The sequence below is a fragment of the Mycobacterium sp. URHB0021 genome, assembly GCF_054057895.1.
Genome location: NZ_JBSRZT010000002.1, coordinates 45,338 through 61,881 on the forward strand (window position 1 = coordinate 45,338; position 16,544 = coordinate 61,881).

General features: G+C 65.2%; 12 protein-coding genes. 1 reads left to right on the forward strand and 11 read right to left on the reverse strand.

All coding sequences use genetic code 11. The features are described 5' to 3' along the window. Nucleotides 1–26: 26 nt before the first annotated feature. The 11 genes from ACVWWN_RS02390 to ACVWWN_RS02440 form a co-directional block, all read right to left on the reverse strand. Nucleotides 27–863: an ABC transporter ATP-binding protein gene (locus tag ACVWWN_RS02390; protein WP_457142457.1), complete on the reverse strand. Its 837-nt coding sequence runs from the start codon at nucleotides 861–863 to the stop codon at nucleotides 27–29. Then, nucleotides 820–1,866 carry a taurine ABC transporter substrate-binding protein gene (locus ACVWWN_RS02395; protein ID WP_457142458.1) on the reverse strand — a complete coding sequence of 349 codons (1,047 nt, stop codon included), beginning with the start codon at nucleotides 1,864–1,866 and terminating at the stop codon, nucleotides 820–822. The genes ACVWWN_RS02390 and ACVWWN_RS02395 overlap by 44 nt, the downstream gene beginning before the upstream one ends. Further along, complete coding sequence (locus ACVWWN_RS02400) at nucleotides 1,863–2,726, reverse strand: ABC transporter permease (RefSeq protein ID WP_457142459.1); 864 nt, start codon at nucleotides 2,724–2,726, stop codon at nucleotides 1,863–1,865. Before ACVWWN_RS02400 ends, ACVWWN_RS02395 begins: the two co-directional genes overlap by 4 nt. Before the next feature lie 67 nt (nucleotides 2,727–2,793). Then, nucleotides 2,794–4,146 (reverse strand): aminotransferase class I/II-fold pyridoxal phosphate-dependent enzyme, encoded by a 1,353-nt coding sequence (locus ACVWWN_RS02405; protein WP_457142460.1) that lies wholly within the window; start codon nucleotides 4,144–4,146, stop codon nucleotides 2,794–2,796. Further along, nucleotides 4,143–6,653, reverse strand: a complete 2,511-nt coding sequence (locus tag ACVWWN_RS02410) for an SDR family NAD(P)-dependent oxidoreductase (RefSeq protein ID WP_457142461.1) — start codon at nucleotides 6,651–6,653, stop codon at nucleotides 4,143–4,145. Before ACVWWN_RS02410 ends, ACVWWN_RS02405 begins: the two co-directional genes overlap by 4 nt. Further along, nucleotides 6,589–10,581, reverse strand: a complete 3,993-nt coding sequence (locus ACVWWN_RS02415) for a type I polyketide synthase (protein WP_457142462.1) — start codon at nucleotides 10,579–10,581, stop codon at nucleotides 6,589–6,591. Before ACVWWN_RS02415 ends, ACVWWN_RS02410 begins: the two co-directional genes overlap by 65 nt. A gap of 942 nt (nucleotides 10,582–11,523) precedes the next feature. Continuing rightward, the gene (locus ACVWWN_RS02420) at nucleotides 11,524–11,985 is read right to left on the reverse strand and encodes a hypothetical protein (RefSeq protein WP_457142463.1); all 462 of its coding nucleotides are present in this window, start codon (nucleotides 11,983–11,985) and stop codon (nucleotides 11,524–11,526) included. 107 nt (nucleotides 11,986–12,092) lie between these two features. Continuing rightward, the gene (locus tag ACVWWN_RS02425; RefSeq protein WP_457142464.1) at nucleotides 12,093–12,242 is read right to left on the reverse strand and encodes a hypothetical protein; all 150 of its coding nucleotides are present in this window, start codon (nucleotides 12,240–12,242) and stop codon (nucleotides 12,093–12,095) included. A gap of 103 nt (nucleotides 12,243–12,345) precedes the next feature. Then, nucleotides 12,346–13,770: an NAD(P)(+) transhydrogenase (Re/Si-specific) subunit beta gene (locus ACVWWN_RS02430; RefSeq protein WP_457142465.1), complete on the reverse strand. Its 1,425-nt coding sequence runs from the start codon at nucleotides 13,768–13,770 to the stop codon at nucleotides 12,346–12,348. Further along, the gene (locus ACVWWN_RS02435) at nucleotides 13,767–14,126 is read right to left on the reverse strand and encodes an NAD(P) transhydrogenase subunit alpha (RefSeq protein WP_457142466.1); all 360 of its coding nucleotides are present in this window, start codon (nucleotides 14,124–14,126) and stop codon (nucleotides 13,767–13,769) included. Before ACVWWN_RS02435 ends, ACVWWN_RS02430 begins: the two co-directional genes overlap by 4 nt. After that, nucleotides 14,127–15,251, reverse strand: coding sequence for a Re/Si-specific NAD(P)(+) transhydrogenase subunit alpha (locus tag ACVWWN_RS02440; RefSeq protein ID WP_457142467.1), 1,125 nt, complete (start codon nucleotides 15,249–15,251; stop codon nucleotides 14,127–14,129). A gap of 121 nt (nucleotides 15,252–15,372) precedes the next feature. Here ACVWWN_RS02440 and ACVWWN_RS02445 point away from each other — a divergent pair, with 121 nt between their 5' ends. Then, complete coding sequence (locus tag ACVWWN_RS02445; protein ID WP_457142468.1) at nucleotides 15,373–16,518, forward strand: acyl-CoA dehydrogenase family protein; 1,146 nt, start codon at nucleotides 15,373–15,375, stop codon at nucleotides 16,516–16,518. Nucleotides 16,519–16,544: the final 26 nt, after the last annotated feature.

The following is a 16,544-nucleotide window of genomic DNA, read 5'->3' on the forward strand; positions in this document are numbered from 1 at the left end:
ATCCCTTGTGCGCCTGGGGCGCGACCTCATGCCGCCGCGGCCTTGACGGCCCGGCCTACTTCCGCCCGTAATTCGGTGTACTCCGGTGAGCGACGCAGTTGGTCGGGGTCGATGCCTGTCCGGGGCATATCGACCGGCAGGTCCAGCGCGACCTGGCCCGGGCGCCGGGTCAGCACCACGATCCGCGAGCCGAGGAAGGCCGCCTCGTCGGCGCTATGGGTGACGAACACCGTCGTCCGACCCGATTCCGCGCTGACCTGATGGACGTCTTCCTGAAGTCGCTCGCGGGTGAGCGCGTCGAGCGCCGCGAACGGTTCGTCGAGCAGGAACAGCGGCGTCTCGGCGGCCAGCGCCCTGGCGATCGCCACCCGCTGCTGCTGGCCACCGCTGATCTCCCAGATCTTGCGGTCGGCCGTCCCCTCGAGGCCGACCCGCTGCAGCAACTGCTCCTTGCGTGCCGCACGCCGCTCGCGCGGCACCTCGGCATACTTCAGCGCGAGGTCGACGTTGCCGCCGACCGTGCGCCACGGGAACAGCCGCGGTTGCTGGAACACCACACCCGCCGTCACCCCCGGTTGCGGGCGTCCGCCCGCCACGTCGACCGAGCCCTCGCTCGGGGCTTCGAAACCGGCCAGCAGGCGCAGCAGAGTGCTCTTGCCGCACCCGGATGCGCCGACCAGCACCAGAAACGACCCGGGGTCGACGGTCAGGTCGACGGGCCCGAGCGCGGTGACCTCACTGTTGCCGCGGCCGTACCGGTGGGATACCCCGCTGATCCGGATGGCGCCGCTGTTGTCTTGTGCGGTCGCATCTTTGACGTCATTGGGAGAGGACACTGGGCAACCCCTTGGTGTAGATCGCATCCTGGAGCGTCTGCAACGGCGCCGCCGACGGGATCTGCTTCTGCTCAGCGAGGAACTCCGATGCGCTCTGCAGGTTGGTCGCGATGTTGCCCGGCTTGCCGTCGGAGCCAAGCCATTCCGGCGACGCGACCTGTTCGGGAGTCAAGTACGCGCCCTGCTTCAGTTGCCCGGTCACATCATCCGGCGACAGTCCGATCTCGGCGCCGATGGCCTTCGCCGCCGCCGCTGGATCCTCGTGGATCAGCGACAAGGCGCGCGCTTCCTGCTGGCGCCAGGTGTCGACGACGCCGGGATGCGCGTTGGCGAAATCGTCAGACACCGCCCCCAGGTCCAGGGTCGGCTTGCCGTCCTCGGCCAGCTGCCTGCTGGTGATCAGGTCCTTACCCGTCTTGCGCAGGTCGTCGAGGCTGGGCAGCCAGCTGTAGGCGGCGTCGATGTCGCCACGGTCCCACGCCGCCAGGATGGCCTGCGGCTGCAGGTCGACCAGTCGAACATCGTTGGCGGACAAGCCGTTCTGGGACAGCGCGGCCAGCAGGCTGTAGTGCGCGGTTGACGCGAACGGTGTGCCGACCCGCTTGCCTCTCAGATCGGCGATCGTGTTGACGCCACTGCCGTCGCGCGCCACCAGCGCTTCGTTGTCACCCGCGACGTCGAGGACGAAGGCGACCTTGTAGGGGATGTTCAGCGGCGCGGACAGTCCGCGCGCGACCGGGCTGGAACCGAGCGCACCGAAGTCCAGCTCCTTGGCGATGAACGCGGTGTTGACATCGGCGCCCGAGTCGAACTTCGTCCACTTGATGTTGTAGTCCGGCAGCGCGTCCTCCAGCCACCGGCTGTTCTTCACGATCAGATCACCGCTCGGAAAGCTCTGGTAGCCAATACGAATGGTCGGCTTGTCGCCCTGACTCGCCGACCGGTCGACGGAGCAACCCGCGAATGCCAGCGCTGCCGACGAGACCACTGAAACCACCGCTACAGTTTCGATGAACGCCTTGAGCTTCATATCTTTCCTCTCCAAGGGACAGCGCGCCGTTCCACGGCGCGAAGCAGACCGTCGATGATCAGGCCGGAGATCCCGATGGCGAAGATCCCGACCAGGACGACAGGGGTGTTGTTGTAGTTGCTGGCATCCTTGACCAGACCACCGATCCCCGGCAGCCCGTTGAACAGTTCGGCGGCGACCACCGACGAGTACGCCATTCCCACCGCGAGCCGGATGCCGGTGAAGGTCTCAGGCAGAGCCGACGGAACCACCACGTCGCGGATCACCTCACGGCGCGACGCACCCAGCGCGCGTGCGGCCTCCTGCAGCCCGACCGGAGCGGCGACCACGGCGGCGGTGGTGGCGACCGCGGCGGGAGGCAACGCGGCCAGCGCCAGAAGCGTGATCTTCGGGGCCTCGTCGATGCCCAGCCAGATCACCAGCAGGAAGAAGTACGCGAGCGGCGGTAAAGCGCGCAGGAACGTCAGCCATGGTTCGAGTACGCTGCGCACCCAGCCGACGGATCCCATCACCAGCCCCAACAGGACCCCGAACGCCACCCCGATGATCACGCCCGCGAACACGCGGCGCAGCGTCATGTAGAGGTGTTCGGCGAGCAGGTAACCCGCGTAGCCGCGGACCCCGTCGTGGGTGGTTGACACATCGAGGAAGGCGCTCCACACCGTGCTCGGGTAGGGCACGAAGGTCTGGTTCCAGATGCCGCTGGCGGCAACCAGCTGCCAGACGGTGAAGAAGACGACGAGGGACAACAGCGGCAGCGCTGCGCGGGTCAGCCGTCCGCGCCACCTACCCGAGGGCGTGACGGAGGCCGGCGAGCCGAGTTGCGGCTCGTCCGGTGCGATATCGACAAAGACGGACACGAGTTGCCAGCTAACGGGCCGGCAGACCCGAACTCAATACTTTCGCGCGCGCAGAAGCAAAGTCGACTCACGATCCGAGGTCGTGAAGTGCAAAAGCATTTTGTAACGTGGTGATAGTCGAGTCGATCTGCTCACGTGTGTGTTCGGAGTTCAGAAAAAACCGGATCCGGGCAGCACCTTTCGGCACGATCGGATGCGCGAGCGCGTTGGCGTTGACACCGGCATAGAAAAGGGCGACGGACACGGATGCCGCACGCAGGTCGTCGCCTACGACGACGGGCACGATGGGCGTCCCCTCCGAGAGTCCCAGATCAAATCCGCATTCGGTGGCCTTCCGGTGAAAATACCCCGCGTTGGCCTGCAGGCGCGCTACGCGGTCCGGTTCGGCAAGCATTACCTTCAGGGCTTGCAACGCGGCGCCAACCACGGGTGGAGCGGGCCCAGTAGAGTACAGACTCAATCCCGGTGCGGCATAACGTAGTCCGTCGATAAGCAGCTGGTTACCGGCCACGAATCCACCTACACTGCCGAGCGCCTTGGACAGGGTGCCCATCCAGATGTCGATATCGTCGGCTGACAGGTCGAACAATTCGCGGACGCCACGACCGGTCGCGCCCAGGACGCCGAACGAGTGTGCTTCGTCGATCATGATCGAACAGTCGTACCGCCGTGCGATCGAGATGATGTCGGGCAGGCAGGGCGTATCACCGTCCATGCTGTAGTGCCCTTCGACGATCACCAGCGCGCGTTTGGCGCTGCGGCGGGACATCCTCAGCGTCGTCTCGAGAGATTCGGGATTGTTGTGTTTGAAGTTGATGCGCCGACAGCCCGCCCACTGAGTGCCACCGACGATGCTGTTGTGCACATACGAATCGCACACTGCGATGTCCGCCGGGCCAAGCAGATATGCGATGACAGCCGCATTGGTGAGATAGCCGGACGGTGTGATGAACGCAGTGTCGACACCGTAGGTGCCTGCGAGGAGTCGTTCCAACTCCTGGTACAGCGGAATCTCACCCGACACCATTCGGCTGGCGGACACCGAGGTTCCGTACTCGTCGATCGCGTGCTTCGCGGCGTCGCGCACCCGCGGATCGCCCGCCAGGTCCAGGTAGTTGAAATGTGCATAGTTGATCGCGGGTGCGTGTCCCGGATAGGTAACGGTGGTAGCTGTTCGGCCGGTCCGGGCGAGATGGTAAGGGTGTGTCAGGCCAATTTCGGCGAGCCGCTGCGTCGCTTCTCGATATGCCGCCACCGGTACCGCCACGCCGGGGTGATCGGTGAAGTCCGTGGCAGCAGGTACCGAGTTCGCAAGCTGGCCGTCCAGATCGGGTATGGCGTCGGTATCCGCGGAACCCTCCAGCTGACCGCGATATCGGCGAATCATGTCCCTCGCGACGTTCCAGGGCTCGTCACTCACTGCGCATTCGCCTGTTCAGATTCTTGGTTCGCCGCCGCGTCACTGCCGGACTCTCGCGCCAGCCGATTCGCCAGTTTCGCCCCAATGCTGTTCAGACTGTGTCCGCCGCTGAACTCCAGCACCGACAACTGCATTCCACCCAACGCTCTGGAAGCGCGGGCCCCGAGTTCCATCGCCGTCAACGAGTCCAGCCCGAGATCCGTAACCGGCGCGTACAAATCGAGCTCCTCGGTCGGCAGGCGGAGAACCGCTGAGAGCTCCTCTGCGAGCAGCATCGTGATGACCGGCGGGCGCTGCTCCGCTGGCAGTGCCAAGATTTCAGCCTTGATGGCGCTGCCCGGCGGATTGGTGTCCGGACTGGCAACGATTTCGGCGAAACGCGGAGTACGGGTGGATGGGGCGTGGACGGCTGCCCATTGCGCCCAGTTCACGTCGGCGATCACGGCCTGTGGAATGTCCAGTTCGATCACTCGTTTCATCAGCCGAAGTCCTTGGTCCATATCGATCAGTTGATAGCCAAACAGCTCGAGGAGGCGGCCACCGGCCGCGTCCGGCTCCGCCATTCCACCCGCCATGCCACCCCAATCGATGACGGTGGTCGGGGTGCCCTGCATACGCAGGTGGGTGGCGATCGTGTCGAGCGTGGCGTTGGCCGCCGCATACCCCACCTGCCGGCCGGTTCCAGCCAGGCCGGAGATCGACGAATAGATGACAAAGAGGTCGAGGCGTGCACCGCTTCGCAGAGTTGCGCTGTGCAGGTTCAGGACTCCGTCGACTTTGGGCGCAAAGGTGGCCAGCAGCGATTCCAGGGTGACCTCGTGGATGGAATGATTGATGACGACACCAGCGGCATGGAAGATTCCCTTGAGGGGGCACGACGTCGAATGAATGCGCGAGACAAGATTGTCGACCGCATCACCGTTCGCAACGTCGACACATTCTTCGATGACCTCGACGCCGGCCTCGCTGAATTCGACGAGCTCTCGCCGTACCGCCTCGGCCGCACCGGTGCGGCCGACAAGAGTGAGGTGCCGCGCTCCCTCGCCTACCAGCCAGCGGGCCGTGGCCATCCCGAATGCGCCGAAACCCCCGGTAACCAGATACATGGCAGCGGGATCGACAGCGACGGTTCGCATCCGTGGTTTGACCGGTGGCCGCGCCTCCCGCATATCGAGTACGACACGACCGATGTGGGTGGAGCGAGCGACGGTCTCGAAGGCGGTGCTCACCGCCGAGATGGGAAACGCTTGGTACGGAAGGTACCGATACGTTCCCGTCGCCAGGCCCATGATCGCTTCCCGGGTCAATGCCCGCATCTCCTCTGGACGGTGTTTGAGCATCCGGTCCATGTCGACGGCGAACAGCGCCAGATTTTTATCGAACAACGTAAGGTCCAACACGCCGCCGAAGTAGACATCCGCCTTGCCCAATTCAACAATTCGACCGAATTCCGCTGCTGCCACCAGATTCTGGCGGGCAATCTCACCCGGTGCCGAGTTGTACACCACATCGGCACCGGCACCGCCGGTGAGCGCGCGGACCTCACGGACAAAGTCGATCGACCGTGAGTCCAGCACATGGTGAGCACCGAACGCCATGGCTGTCGCCCGCCGTTCCGGTGTGCTGGCGGTGGCGATGATCGTGGCGTCCAGGCTGCGGGCGACCTGGACCGCCGCCAAGCCCATCCCGCCCGCCGCCCCGTGGATGAGGATGACCTCCCGCGGTTGCACCTTCGCCAGCGTCCGCAATCCATAGATCGCAGTCAGATAGGGCAAGGTCGAACCACATTGCAGCGGATCTAGATTCGCAAGAATCTCCGGGGTGTCAGCCAGCACACCGGTGGCCATGTTCGCGCCCTCGCCCAGCCTGATGTTCACATACCGGCGCAGCATGTCGCGGGTTCCGACGGCGACCGGCTCGCCGGGTACGACGTCGGCGACCCCTGCGCCGACACGGGTGACATAACCCAACCCCTCCATGCCCAGCGTGGTACCGAAATACGTCTCGCTGAGTTGACGCTCGCCCAGGATCCCCAGCGCCTTCATACTGTCTTTGAAGTTGAGCCCCACGGCGTCAAGCCGAACCTCGACCTCACCGACCCCGGGCTGCGCCCGCGTCACTTCACGGAGCGACAGGCTCGGAAAACCCGTATACCGTGATACCTCGACGCCGAAGTTGGCCTCCGGATTGTGCAGTGGTGTCGCGACTTCCAGCTCTGCGAGTCGCTCCTGTAGGCTCCGCCGAATCCTCATCGACCACGGTTGGCCGTTGCGGACCGCGATCTCGTCAGCTGGCCAGAGTGGAGCATTGATGATCTCGACGGCGCGCTCCAACGTCGTCAGGCGATCCAGGTCCACCAAGGACCACCTCGCCAGATCCTGCTCATTACGCAAGGTGCGGCGCGCACCGACGACGGCGGAGTGGGCCAGGTTCACAGCGCTGTCACCGGGGACTGACAGCGCCTCGCACGTGACCACAACCGTGTTGACCTCCCTCGAGATGGACATGCTGTCGACGAAACAGGGTCTCGGCCATACGTCGGGCAATCTGATTGGCCGCGAACACGTTATGCGGGCCGGAGACGGAGGAGCCAAACACGATGATTATCTGGATGTGCCCGGCGGCACTGTCGGCAAGCTCACGGAGCCGGGCGGTGACGAGCCGGTAGGCGTCCCCGTCCGTCGGGTCGGCGACGGTGATCACTGATCCGTCGGTTACGCCCGCGGCCAGATGCCCGACCACGTCGGGACGGATCCCGGAATCGCCGATGACGATCACTGCTCTGGTCATCGCGCCAAGCCCGGTCGCCGTCGGTTCGCTCTCAACAATGTGCCATTGCGGCTCGTAGTAGCACGCATCGAGTCGGCTGTCGATGCGTTCGGCGACGCCGACTTGTTGGAATCGCACCGACGTCATCGACACCGCGACCTCGCCGAGCTGATCGGTGATGAAGATGTCGGCTGCCAGCGGCCGAGTCGGTGGTACCACCACTTTCACAACCGGGTCGTCGGGAATCGAGCCGTGATACCGCAGCGCCCCTATCTCAACGGGAACCGCGGCGCCATGCCTGTCTTCGGGAGAAGTCGCACGTACATAGGCCAGGTCAGCGAGCGGTAGCGCCGCGACGCAGTGCAGCGCCGCATCGACGACCGCCGGGTGAATGGTGTGACCCGAAGAGTCCCCGAAGTCGACCTCCGGTGTGGGTTCGGTCGACAGCGTCGCGATGGCGACATCCGGTGTCGATTGCGCTCCCGTATCGGGTTGTGCCACCGCGAGGGCGACATCGACCTGCCGGATGCGTTGGAAAGACGTGCCGTACACCAGGCGGCGGGTACGCATTTCCTCATACAGCTCGCTACCGATGATCACTGCCGCACCGGGAGCGGTGACATCGACGGTCTCGGGGGTGAGGTCGGCCTCGACGAGACGTCCCCGTGCATGCACCGTCCAGTCCTCGGTCCGCGTTGTCGCCTTGGATTGGATGCTGAATCGGCGAGTACTTGGCTCGACTGATACCCGCAGCACCGGAACCTCGTGATCACCGATGATAAGCGGCGCAACGAACACCACATCTTCCAGCGCCACAGCGGCCCTGCCGCTGCGGGTTACCGCAGCACTAACGGCGGCGTCGAGATAGGCCGCACCCGGGAGCACGCGCAAACCCGATACCGAGTGGTCGTGCAGCCACGGCAGCGCACTCACGGACAGTTCGACTTCCCATTCGTCGCCTGTCGCGGCCGTCCGCTCCCCGAGCAGCACAGGGACGGGCCGGGCGCCGGGACGAAGGCCAGTAGTTCCCCGCTCGTTGTGCCAGTGCTCTTTCCGTTGCCACGGATAGGCCGGCAACTGCACGTGCGACGCGACGACGGTGTCCGGCGAGATGGTCTCGATGCTGCCGTGGCCGTAGAGCAGGCTGAGCGCAGCGTCGAGGTTCCGCTGATCAGCACCGTCGCGGGTAAGCGTCGCGACGACGGCTCCGCTGACGCCGGCAGAGGCCATGCACTGCTGAATATTCGCGCCGAGCACAGGATGTGGGCCTATTTCGACGAACACGCGATAGTCCGCGTCCAGAAGAGCGGCGACGCCATCGGCGAATTGCACTGGCCTCCGGACGTTGTCAGCCCAGTAAGCGGCATCAACCCGACCCGTCATCAGGGCGCCGGTGACCGTCGAGTACAGCGGCGTTGTCGCGGGCTTTGCCTGTATCGTGCGCAGATCAAAGCGCAGGTCCTCGAGAATCGGATCCATCAACCGACTGTGATATGGCACCTCGACTCGCAACATTCGTGCGGGTACATCGGCGGCCTGAAGGTGCTCGCACAGATCCTTCAGCGCATTGTTGGGCCCGGCGATGGTTACTGCTGATGGCCCATTGACGGCGGCCATATCGAGCTGGGGGAAGTCGCGTAGCAACTCACGCGCTTGGTGCGCCGAGCGCTCGATGGCGACCATACCTCCCGTTCCTGCGGTGGTGGCTTGCAGTCGCGACCGGTGCAGGCTGATCCGAACTGCGTCGTCGAGATCCACCGCGCCGCTGACGTACGCCGCCGCGACCTCGCCGACACTATGACCGATGACGGCGGCGGGTCGGACGCCGAACTGGGCGAGGTGGGACACCAGAGCCGATTGCACCAGAAAAGTCGCGGGTTGAGCGACCTCCGTGCTACCCATCCGGGAATCGTCTTCGCTTCTGAGGAGTTCGGCGATGATCGACCGCCCGGATTCGGCCACGTAGCGCTCATCGATCTCGCGCGCGGTGCGTGCGAATACATTTGGCTCGCCGGCAAGAAGTTCGCGCGCCATACCCCACCACTGTGGGCCCATACCGCTGAACACAAACACCGGGTCGAGGTTGCCTTCGGTGAGGACCCGTTCGGCACGACGGGCAGCGGTGCCGTCGGCAACGGCTCGCAGCTCGTTGATTGCTTCGCCGACCGTTGCGCCGATGGCGATGGTGCGCAGCTTGTGATGCGCTCGACGCGACCAGGCTGCGTCGGTGATGAGTTCGGACCGCTCGGAGTCGCCGGCCAGGAGGTCAGCGTACCGACCTGCCAGTGCGCGCAGCGCGTCATCGTTTCGCGCTGAGATCGGAATTCGCAGTGGGCCGTGGTGGTCCCGCCTCGGCGTGCAGTCGTCCCGAGGATCGGGCGGCTGCTCGATGAGGACGTGTGCGTTGGTACCGCCGTATCCGAATCCATTCACCGCAACCAATCCCCGGTGCCCAAGCGCGATTGGGAGGGGCTCGGCATCTAGCGGCACCCGCAGCCGCAGCTCCGAGAAGGGAATGCGGGGATTGAGTCGGTTCAAATGTGCCTGAGGTGCGATCCGCCGGTGATACACCGTCAGCGCGGCCTTGATCATACCCGCGACGCCGGCCGCCGCCTCGGTGTGCCCGAAGTTGTTCTTCACCGACCCCACCGCCACGGAATCGGTTCGGTCGCAACCAACTCCGTAAACCTGGCCCAGTGCTTCGGCCTCGATCGGATCGCCGATCGCCGTGCCTGTACCGTGTGCCTCCACATAGCCGACGCGGCCCGGGTCGATGCCGGCGGTCAAGCACACCTGCTCGGCGAGGCGACGCTGGGCCTGCGCGCTGGGCACCGGCAACGCCATCGTTCGGCCGTCCTGGTTGACCCCCGAGCCGCGGATCACCCCATAGATCCGGTCGCGGTCGGTGTGGGCACTGTCGAGTGTTTTCAGCACCAGGATCCCGACGCCTTCGCCGCGTCCGTAGCCGTCGGCGGCGGCATCGAACGACTTGCAACGACCGTCCACAGCGAGGAAGCGGCCCTTGCACATCGAGATGAACGTTTCCGGCTGTGTCATCACGCTGACGCCACCCACCAAGGCCATTTCGCACTCGCCGGCAGCGACGGCCTGGACGCCGAGATGCGTTGCGACCAACGACGACGAGCAGGCGGTGTCGATCGTCAGGCTTGCCCCATGCAGATCGAGCGTGAAGGCCAGTCGATTCGACAGCAGAGTCTGGCTCGACGACATTGCAGTGTGGTTGTTGATCTCAGTTCGCACCTGGGGCCCAACGCGGCCGACGATGCTGTCATTGGTGAACCCGCCGATGAACGTCCCGACGTCGCGACCGGCGACTCGGCCGGCCACCCCCGCATCATCGAGTGCCTCCCAGGACACCTCGAGAAGCATCCGCTGCTGCGGATCGAGTACCTCGGCCTCACGTGGCGAGATCCCGAAGAAGTCAGCATCAAAGTGTCGCAACGACTGAGTCAGAAAGCCCGCCGACTTGGTATACATCCGCCCAGGGGCGTCCGGGTCTGGGTCGTAGTACTTGGCAAGACTCCACCGATCGGGTGGAACATCCACGATGCCCGAGCCCCCGTCAATGACAAAGTCCCAGAAACTCGTCGCGTCCTGAACTCCACCTGGAAAGCGGCAGCCTATTCCAATTATCGCGATATGCACTGTCGGTACTCCGATATCTCACAGCCACGTTTGCCTCGACATCTGGACTAACGCGTGCGCTGCACGAGACGTGCAATGCGGGCGGAACGACAGCCGGCGATGTCAATGACCGCGGAGCCATGTCAAAACGCAGATGGGTGATGCGAATCACCCTGGAAGACAGCTGAAAAGATGCGACCCCTCACAGTTTCACGATAACGGGACCGTCCTGACGTCCTGATACGCTTCATGGCGCCGCGGGCATATGTCGGGAAATCGGCAGAGCCACAACATTTTCCGCTAGGAGCATTGAAAGTTGCGCCGTACCCTATTATCACATCGGCATTGCCTGAGCGCGGTCGCAGCCTAGATCCGGCGCCACCCGATAATCGTCATCGGCTTGCCGGTTGTGCTGGTTGGCACGGCAATCTCACCATCCCGCAGCTAGAGCGAGTGGCGGCCGACAATGCCAGGCCAGCCACTCCACTTTGCGGCCAATACCATGCTGCCCCATACATTCTCGTCGAAACCGACCACGACATGCGGAACCCTGCCGGTCTGATCGCCATCGAACAGCTGAGCCGCCAGTTCATAGCGCCTCGATGGACACGCCACCCGCCTTCAGGTGTACGGCGAAACGCCGGGTCGGAGCGGCGACGCTGCGAACCTGACGGCCGAGATCCAGACGACTGTGCACGAAGGGACCAAAGCGGGGACGCTTGCACCACCGTCGGGATCGGTCTGCTCATCGACATTCTTTGTGGTCCGTATCGTCATTTCCCGGCGGTCGCCAGGCTGACCGGACGTAATTCTGGTGGGTGCCTGCACAACCCCAGCCGTATCGACGGGCAGACTGGCGGGCGAAGATGATCAACCTGTAAGCACCGCTGAGGCAGTGCCGCGCTCATAGGGATACGCCTACCCTGAGCGCGACACGGGCTCAACTCACATCAGCGGCGCTGGTTACCGGCGCTCGTATTGTCCGGTGTCGGTGTTGTTTCCACGCACGGCCTGGTCGCGAACCGCTTGGTCGCGCGCAACGTCATCGCGATTGTCGACATCACGATCGTCGACCTTGGGCGTCCTCGGGTCGAGGTCGTCGGCGTGCTGCCTGCGATCCTCGAGCTCTTCGCGCGACATGGCGACGGCGTCCTGATGGGACGCTGCCTGACCCTTGAGGCGCGCGGCCTCGGCGGCCTTGGCCTGCGCTTCGGCTTCTGCGGCACGCGCCTTCGCGGCGGTTTCCTCGGCGAGGGCCTCACGCTTGTCCACCTTCGCGCTGTGCGCGTCGACCTCTTCGCGGATCCGCTCGGCCTCCACGTGCCGATGCTGGTTGCGCCTACTGCGGGCCGCGAACGCCAAGCCCACGATCACCAGTACGGCGACGATGGCAACGACGATCCAGACGACTGTGTTGCTCTCCATGCCGGCTCCTTAAGTCGGGATGCTCGGAAGCGCCTTTGACGCATCCGTTGATTACACATTCCCGTCCGGGCCGAAGCCGAAACCGTAGGCGTCGCCCTCTCAGCCGGCTACCAGGTGGGCCCGGTGAACACGGAGTCGAATCTGATTCGCTGACGCTGCAGCGCTTCCACCTCATGCTGCTGTTCGAGCTGCCTGAATGCTGATTTGTCCTTCACGATCGGCGCTTGCTCGCACACCGACTTCCTGATGGGTTCCATGCATCCCCTCCACGATTGGCCTGATGCCATCGTTTCCGGGTTTAACGCACGGGACGCGCGTAGCGGACTACGTGAATTTGTGATTGCCGTTACGCAAAAGTACTCACAATGCCTTCAATTCCTCCGCCACCTCGGAGACCGACTTCTTGGCATCGCCGAAGAGCATCGTGGTGCCCTCGGCGTAGAACAGCGGATTGTCGATGCCCGCGAAGCCGGAGTTCATCGAGCGCTTGAGCACGATCACCGACTTGGACTGGTCCACGTTGAGGATCGGCATGCCGTGGATGGGACTCGACGGGTCGTTTCGTGCCGCGGGGTTGGTGACATCGTTGGCGCCGATGACGATCGTGACGTCGGTTCGGCCGAACTCGTCGTTGATGTCGTCCATGTCCTTCATGGCGTCGTAGTCGACCTCGGCCTCGGCCAGCAGCACGTTCATGTGCCCGGGCATCCGGCCGGCCACCGGGTGAATCGCATACTTGACCTCAACACCCTTGTCCGCGAGGAGGTTCGCCAAGTCCTTCACGGCGTGCTGAGCCTGCGCCACCGCCAGCCCGTAGCCGGGCACCACGATGACCTGGTTGGCGTAGGCCATCTGAATCGCGGCGTCGGCCGCCGACGTGGCCTTGACCGTACGGTCGGCGTCGTCGCCGCCGCCGACGGCAACCCCGCCGCCGCCGAAGCCGCCGGCCACGATCGCGGGAATGGAGCGGTTCATCGCCTTGGCCATCAGGTTGGTCAGGATCGAACCTGAGGCGCCGACGATCATGCCTGCCACGATCATCGCGGTGTTGTTGAGCGCCAATCCGGCTGCTGCCGCCGACAATCCGGTCATCGCATTCAACAGCGAGATCACCACCGGCATGTCGGCGCCACCGATGGGCAGCACCACCATCAAGCCCAGGATCGCCGCGGCGGCCAGCAGGCCGATCATCCACCACAGCGACGCACCGCCGCTGCCGGGATGGGCGGCCAGGCCGATCACGATGGCGCTGGCGACGGCGAGCACCAGCAGCAGCAGGTTCAGCGGCTGCTGGGCCTTGCCGACTCCGATGGGCTTGCCGGGCAGGATCTCCTGCAGCTTGCCGAAGGCGATGATCGAGCCCCAGAACGAGATCGATCCGATGACCGCGGCGAACAGCGAGGCGACCACGATGTGCACCGTGGGTGTCTCGCCGTGCTGGAACGCCGAGAATCCCTTGGTGTCAATGAATTCCGACAGCGCAATGAGCGCGACCGTGCCGCCGCCGACGCCGTTGAACAGCGCCACCAGCTGCGGCATCGCCGTCATCTTCGTCAACCGCGCAGGCGGGACACCCAGCACCACGCCGAGCAGCAGGCCGGCGATGATCAGGCCCCAGTTCTCGGTGTGCCGGATATAGACCAGCGTGGCGATCACCGCCAGGGCCATACCTACGGCGGCGATCCAGTTGCCACGCACGGCGGTTCGCGGCCCGGTCAGACCCATCAGGCCGTAGATGAACATCCCGAACGAGACGAGATACAGCAGGACGACCAGATAATTCATCGTGCCACCCCGTTCGTATCCGCGGCGGCGGCCGCAGATTCAGCAGAAGCGGCGGGCCTGGGTGCCGGCTTCTTGCCCTTGAACATGCCCAGCATGCGGTCGGTGACCACGAAGCCGCCGACGACGTTGAGCGTGCCGAACACCACGGCCACGAACAGAATGATCTGCTCCGCCAGCGAGGGATGCTCGACTCGGCCCAGCACCACCAGCGCGCCGATGAGCACGATGCCGTGAATGGCGTTGGTGCCCGACATCAGCGGTGTGTGCAGGGTGTTGGGCACCTTGGAGATGACGGCGAACCCGACGAACCCGGACAACACCAGGATCGCCAGGTTGGCGAGCAGTTGGTCATACATCTACGCGTCCCCCTCGGCATTGCGCGTCACGCAGGACGCGGAGATGACTTCGTCGTCGAAATCCGGCGCCAGCCTGCCGTCCTTGATGAGCAGGTCGAGCAGGGCGGTGATGTTCTTGGAGTACAGCTCGCTGGCGTGCTCGGGCATGGTGGCCGGCAGGTTCAGCGGCGACGCGATCGTCACGTCGTGTTTGACGACGGTTTGACCCGGTTCGGTGAGCTCGCAGTTGCCGCCGGTTTCGCCGGCGAGGTCCACCACGACGCTGCCGGGCTTCATCCCCTCGACGGCTGCGGCGGTCACCAGACGCGGCGCCGGCCGGCCGGGCACCAGCGCGGTGGTGATCACCACGTCGAAACCCTTGATCGCCTCTTCGAGCTTCTTCTGCTGCTCGGCGCGTTCGTCCTCGGAGAGCTCGCGGGCGTAGCCGCCCTCGCCGGCGGCCTCGATACCCAGGTCCAGCCACTGCGCGCCCACCGACCGCACCTGGTCGGCAACCTCGGGACGCACGTCGTACCCGGTGGTGCGGCCGCCGAGCCGCTTGGCGGTGGCCAGCGCCTGCAGCCCCGCCACGCCGACTCCGAGCACCAGCACGGTGGCGGGTTTCACCGTGCCCGCCGCGGTTGTCAGCATCGGGAAGAACCGCGTCGCCTCCGACGCGGCCACCAGCACCGCCTTGTAACCGGAGACGTTGGCCTGCGAAGACAGCGCGTCCATCACCTGGGCGCGCGATATCCGCGGGATCGCCTCGAGCGCGAAGGCCTGCACGCCCGCGGTCTTCAGCGCCGCGATCTGGTTGTCGGCGTTGCGCGGGGCCAGAAAGCCGATCAGCGTTTGCCCGCTGCGCAGCTTGGCGACCTCCTCGGCACTCGGCGGCGCGACCTTCACCACGATGTCGGCGGCCCAGGCGTCGCCGATCGTTGCGCCCACAGCGGTGTAGAGGTCGTCGGGCAGCAACGCCTGTTCCCCGGCGCCGGCCTCGACTACGACTTTCACCCCGCTGTTGACCAGTGCTGCGGCCGCCTTCGGCACCAGCGCCACCCGCCGCTCGTCGGCGCCGGACTCCCGGACCACCCCGACCGTCGCACCCGCCCCACCGGCGGCATCGGCATTCGTCTGCTCACTCATGACGTGACCGTCTGCTTCCCTGATCCGTGTGGATTCTGCCCGAGACACCATAGCCGCTACCGGCAGTCACAGCTAAACCGCGGCGGTACTGTGCTGACCAAGTTAGACAGGAGAATGGCGGATGAGAGTGGACCGGCTGTTGCCGTCGCAGGAGGCCGAAGATGTGATCGCGCTCACCCGCGACATCGCCGACAGGGTGCTCGATCCGATCGTCGACGCGCACGAAAAGGCTGAGACCTACCCCGACGGGGTTTTTGCGCAGCTGGGGGCGGCGGGGTTGCTCAGCCTGCCGCAGCCCGAGGAGTGGGGCGGTGGCGGGCAACCGTACGAGGTGTACCTGCAGGTGCTGGAGGAAATCGCGGCGCGATGGGCGGCCGTCGCGGTGGCGGTGAGCGTGCACAGCCTGTCGTCTCATCCGCTGCTGGCCTTCGGCAGCGACGAGCAGAAGCAACGGTGGCTGCCCGGCATGCTGTCGGGTGAGCAGATCGGCGCCTACAGCCTGTCCGAACCGCAGGCGGGCTCCGATGCCGCGGCCCTGCGCTGCGCGGCAGCGCGATCGGACGACGGCGGCTATGTCATCAACGGCGCCAAGTCGTGGATCACGCACGGTGGTGTCGCGGACTTCTACACGCTGTTCGCCCGCACCGGCGAGGGCTCACGCGGGGTGTCGTGCTTCCTGGTCCCCGGAGATCTGCCCGGCCTGAGCTTCGGTAAGCCCGAGGAGAAGATGGGGTTGCACGCCATTCCGACCACCGCGGCGTTCTACGACCATGCTCGCATCGACGCCGACCGACGCATCGGCGAGGAGGGTCAGGGTCTCCAGATCGCCTTCTCCGCACTGGATTCCGGGCGGCTGGGCATTTCGGCGGTCGCGGTCGGGCTGGCCCAGGCTGCGCTCGATGAGGCCACCCGCTATGCCAACGAGCGAACGACGTTCGGCCGCAAGATCATCGACCACCAGGGACTCGGCTTTCTGCTCGCCGATATGGCCGCCGCGGTGGCCAGTGCCCGCGCGACCTACCTGGATGCGGCGCGGCGGCGCGACCTGGGGCGGCCGTATTCACAACAGGCCAGCGTCGCCAAGCTGATCGCCACCGACGCCGCGATGAAGGTCACCACCGATGCGGTGCAGGTATTCGGCGGCGTGGGTTACACCCGCGACTTCCGCGCCGAGCGGTACATGCGTGAGGCCAAGATCACGCAGATCTTCGAGGGCACCAACCAGATTCAGCGCCTCGTCATCGCCAGGGGCTTGACCGTCACATAAGAGAGCGCACCATTTCCGCGACCGGC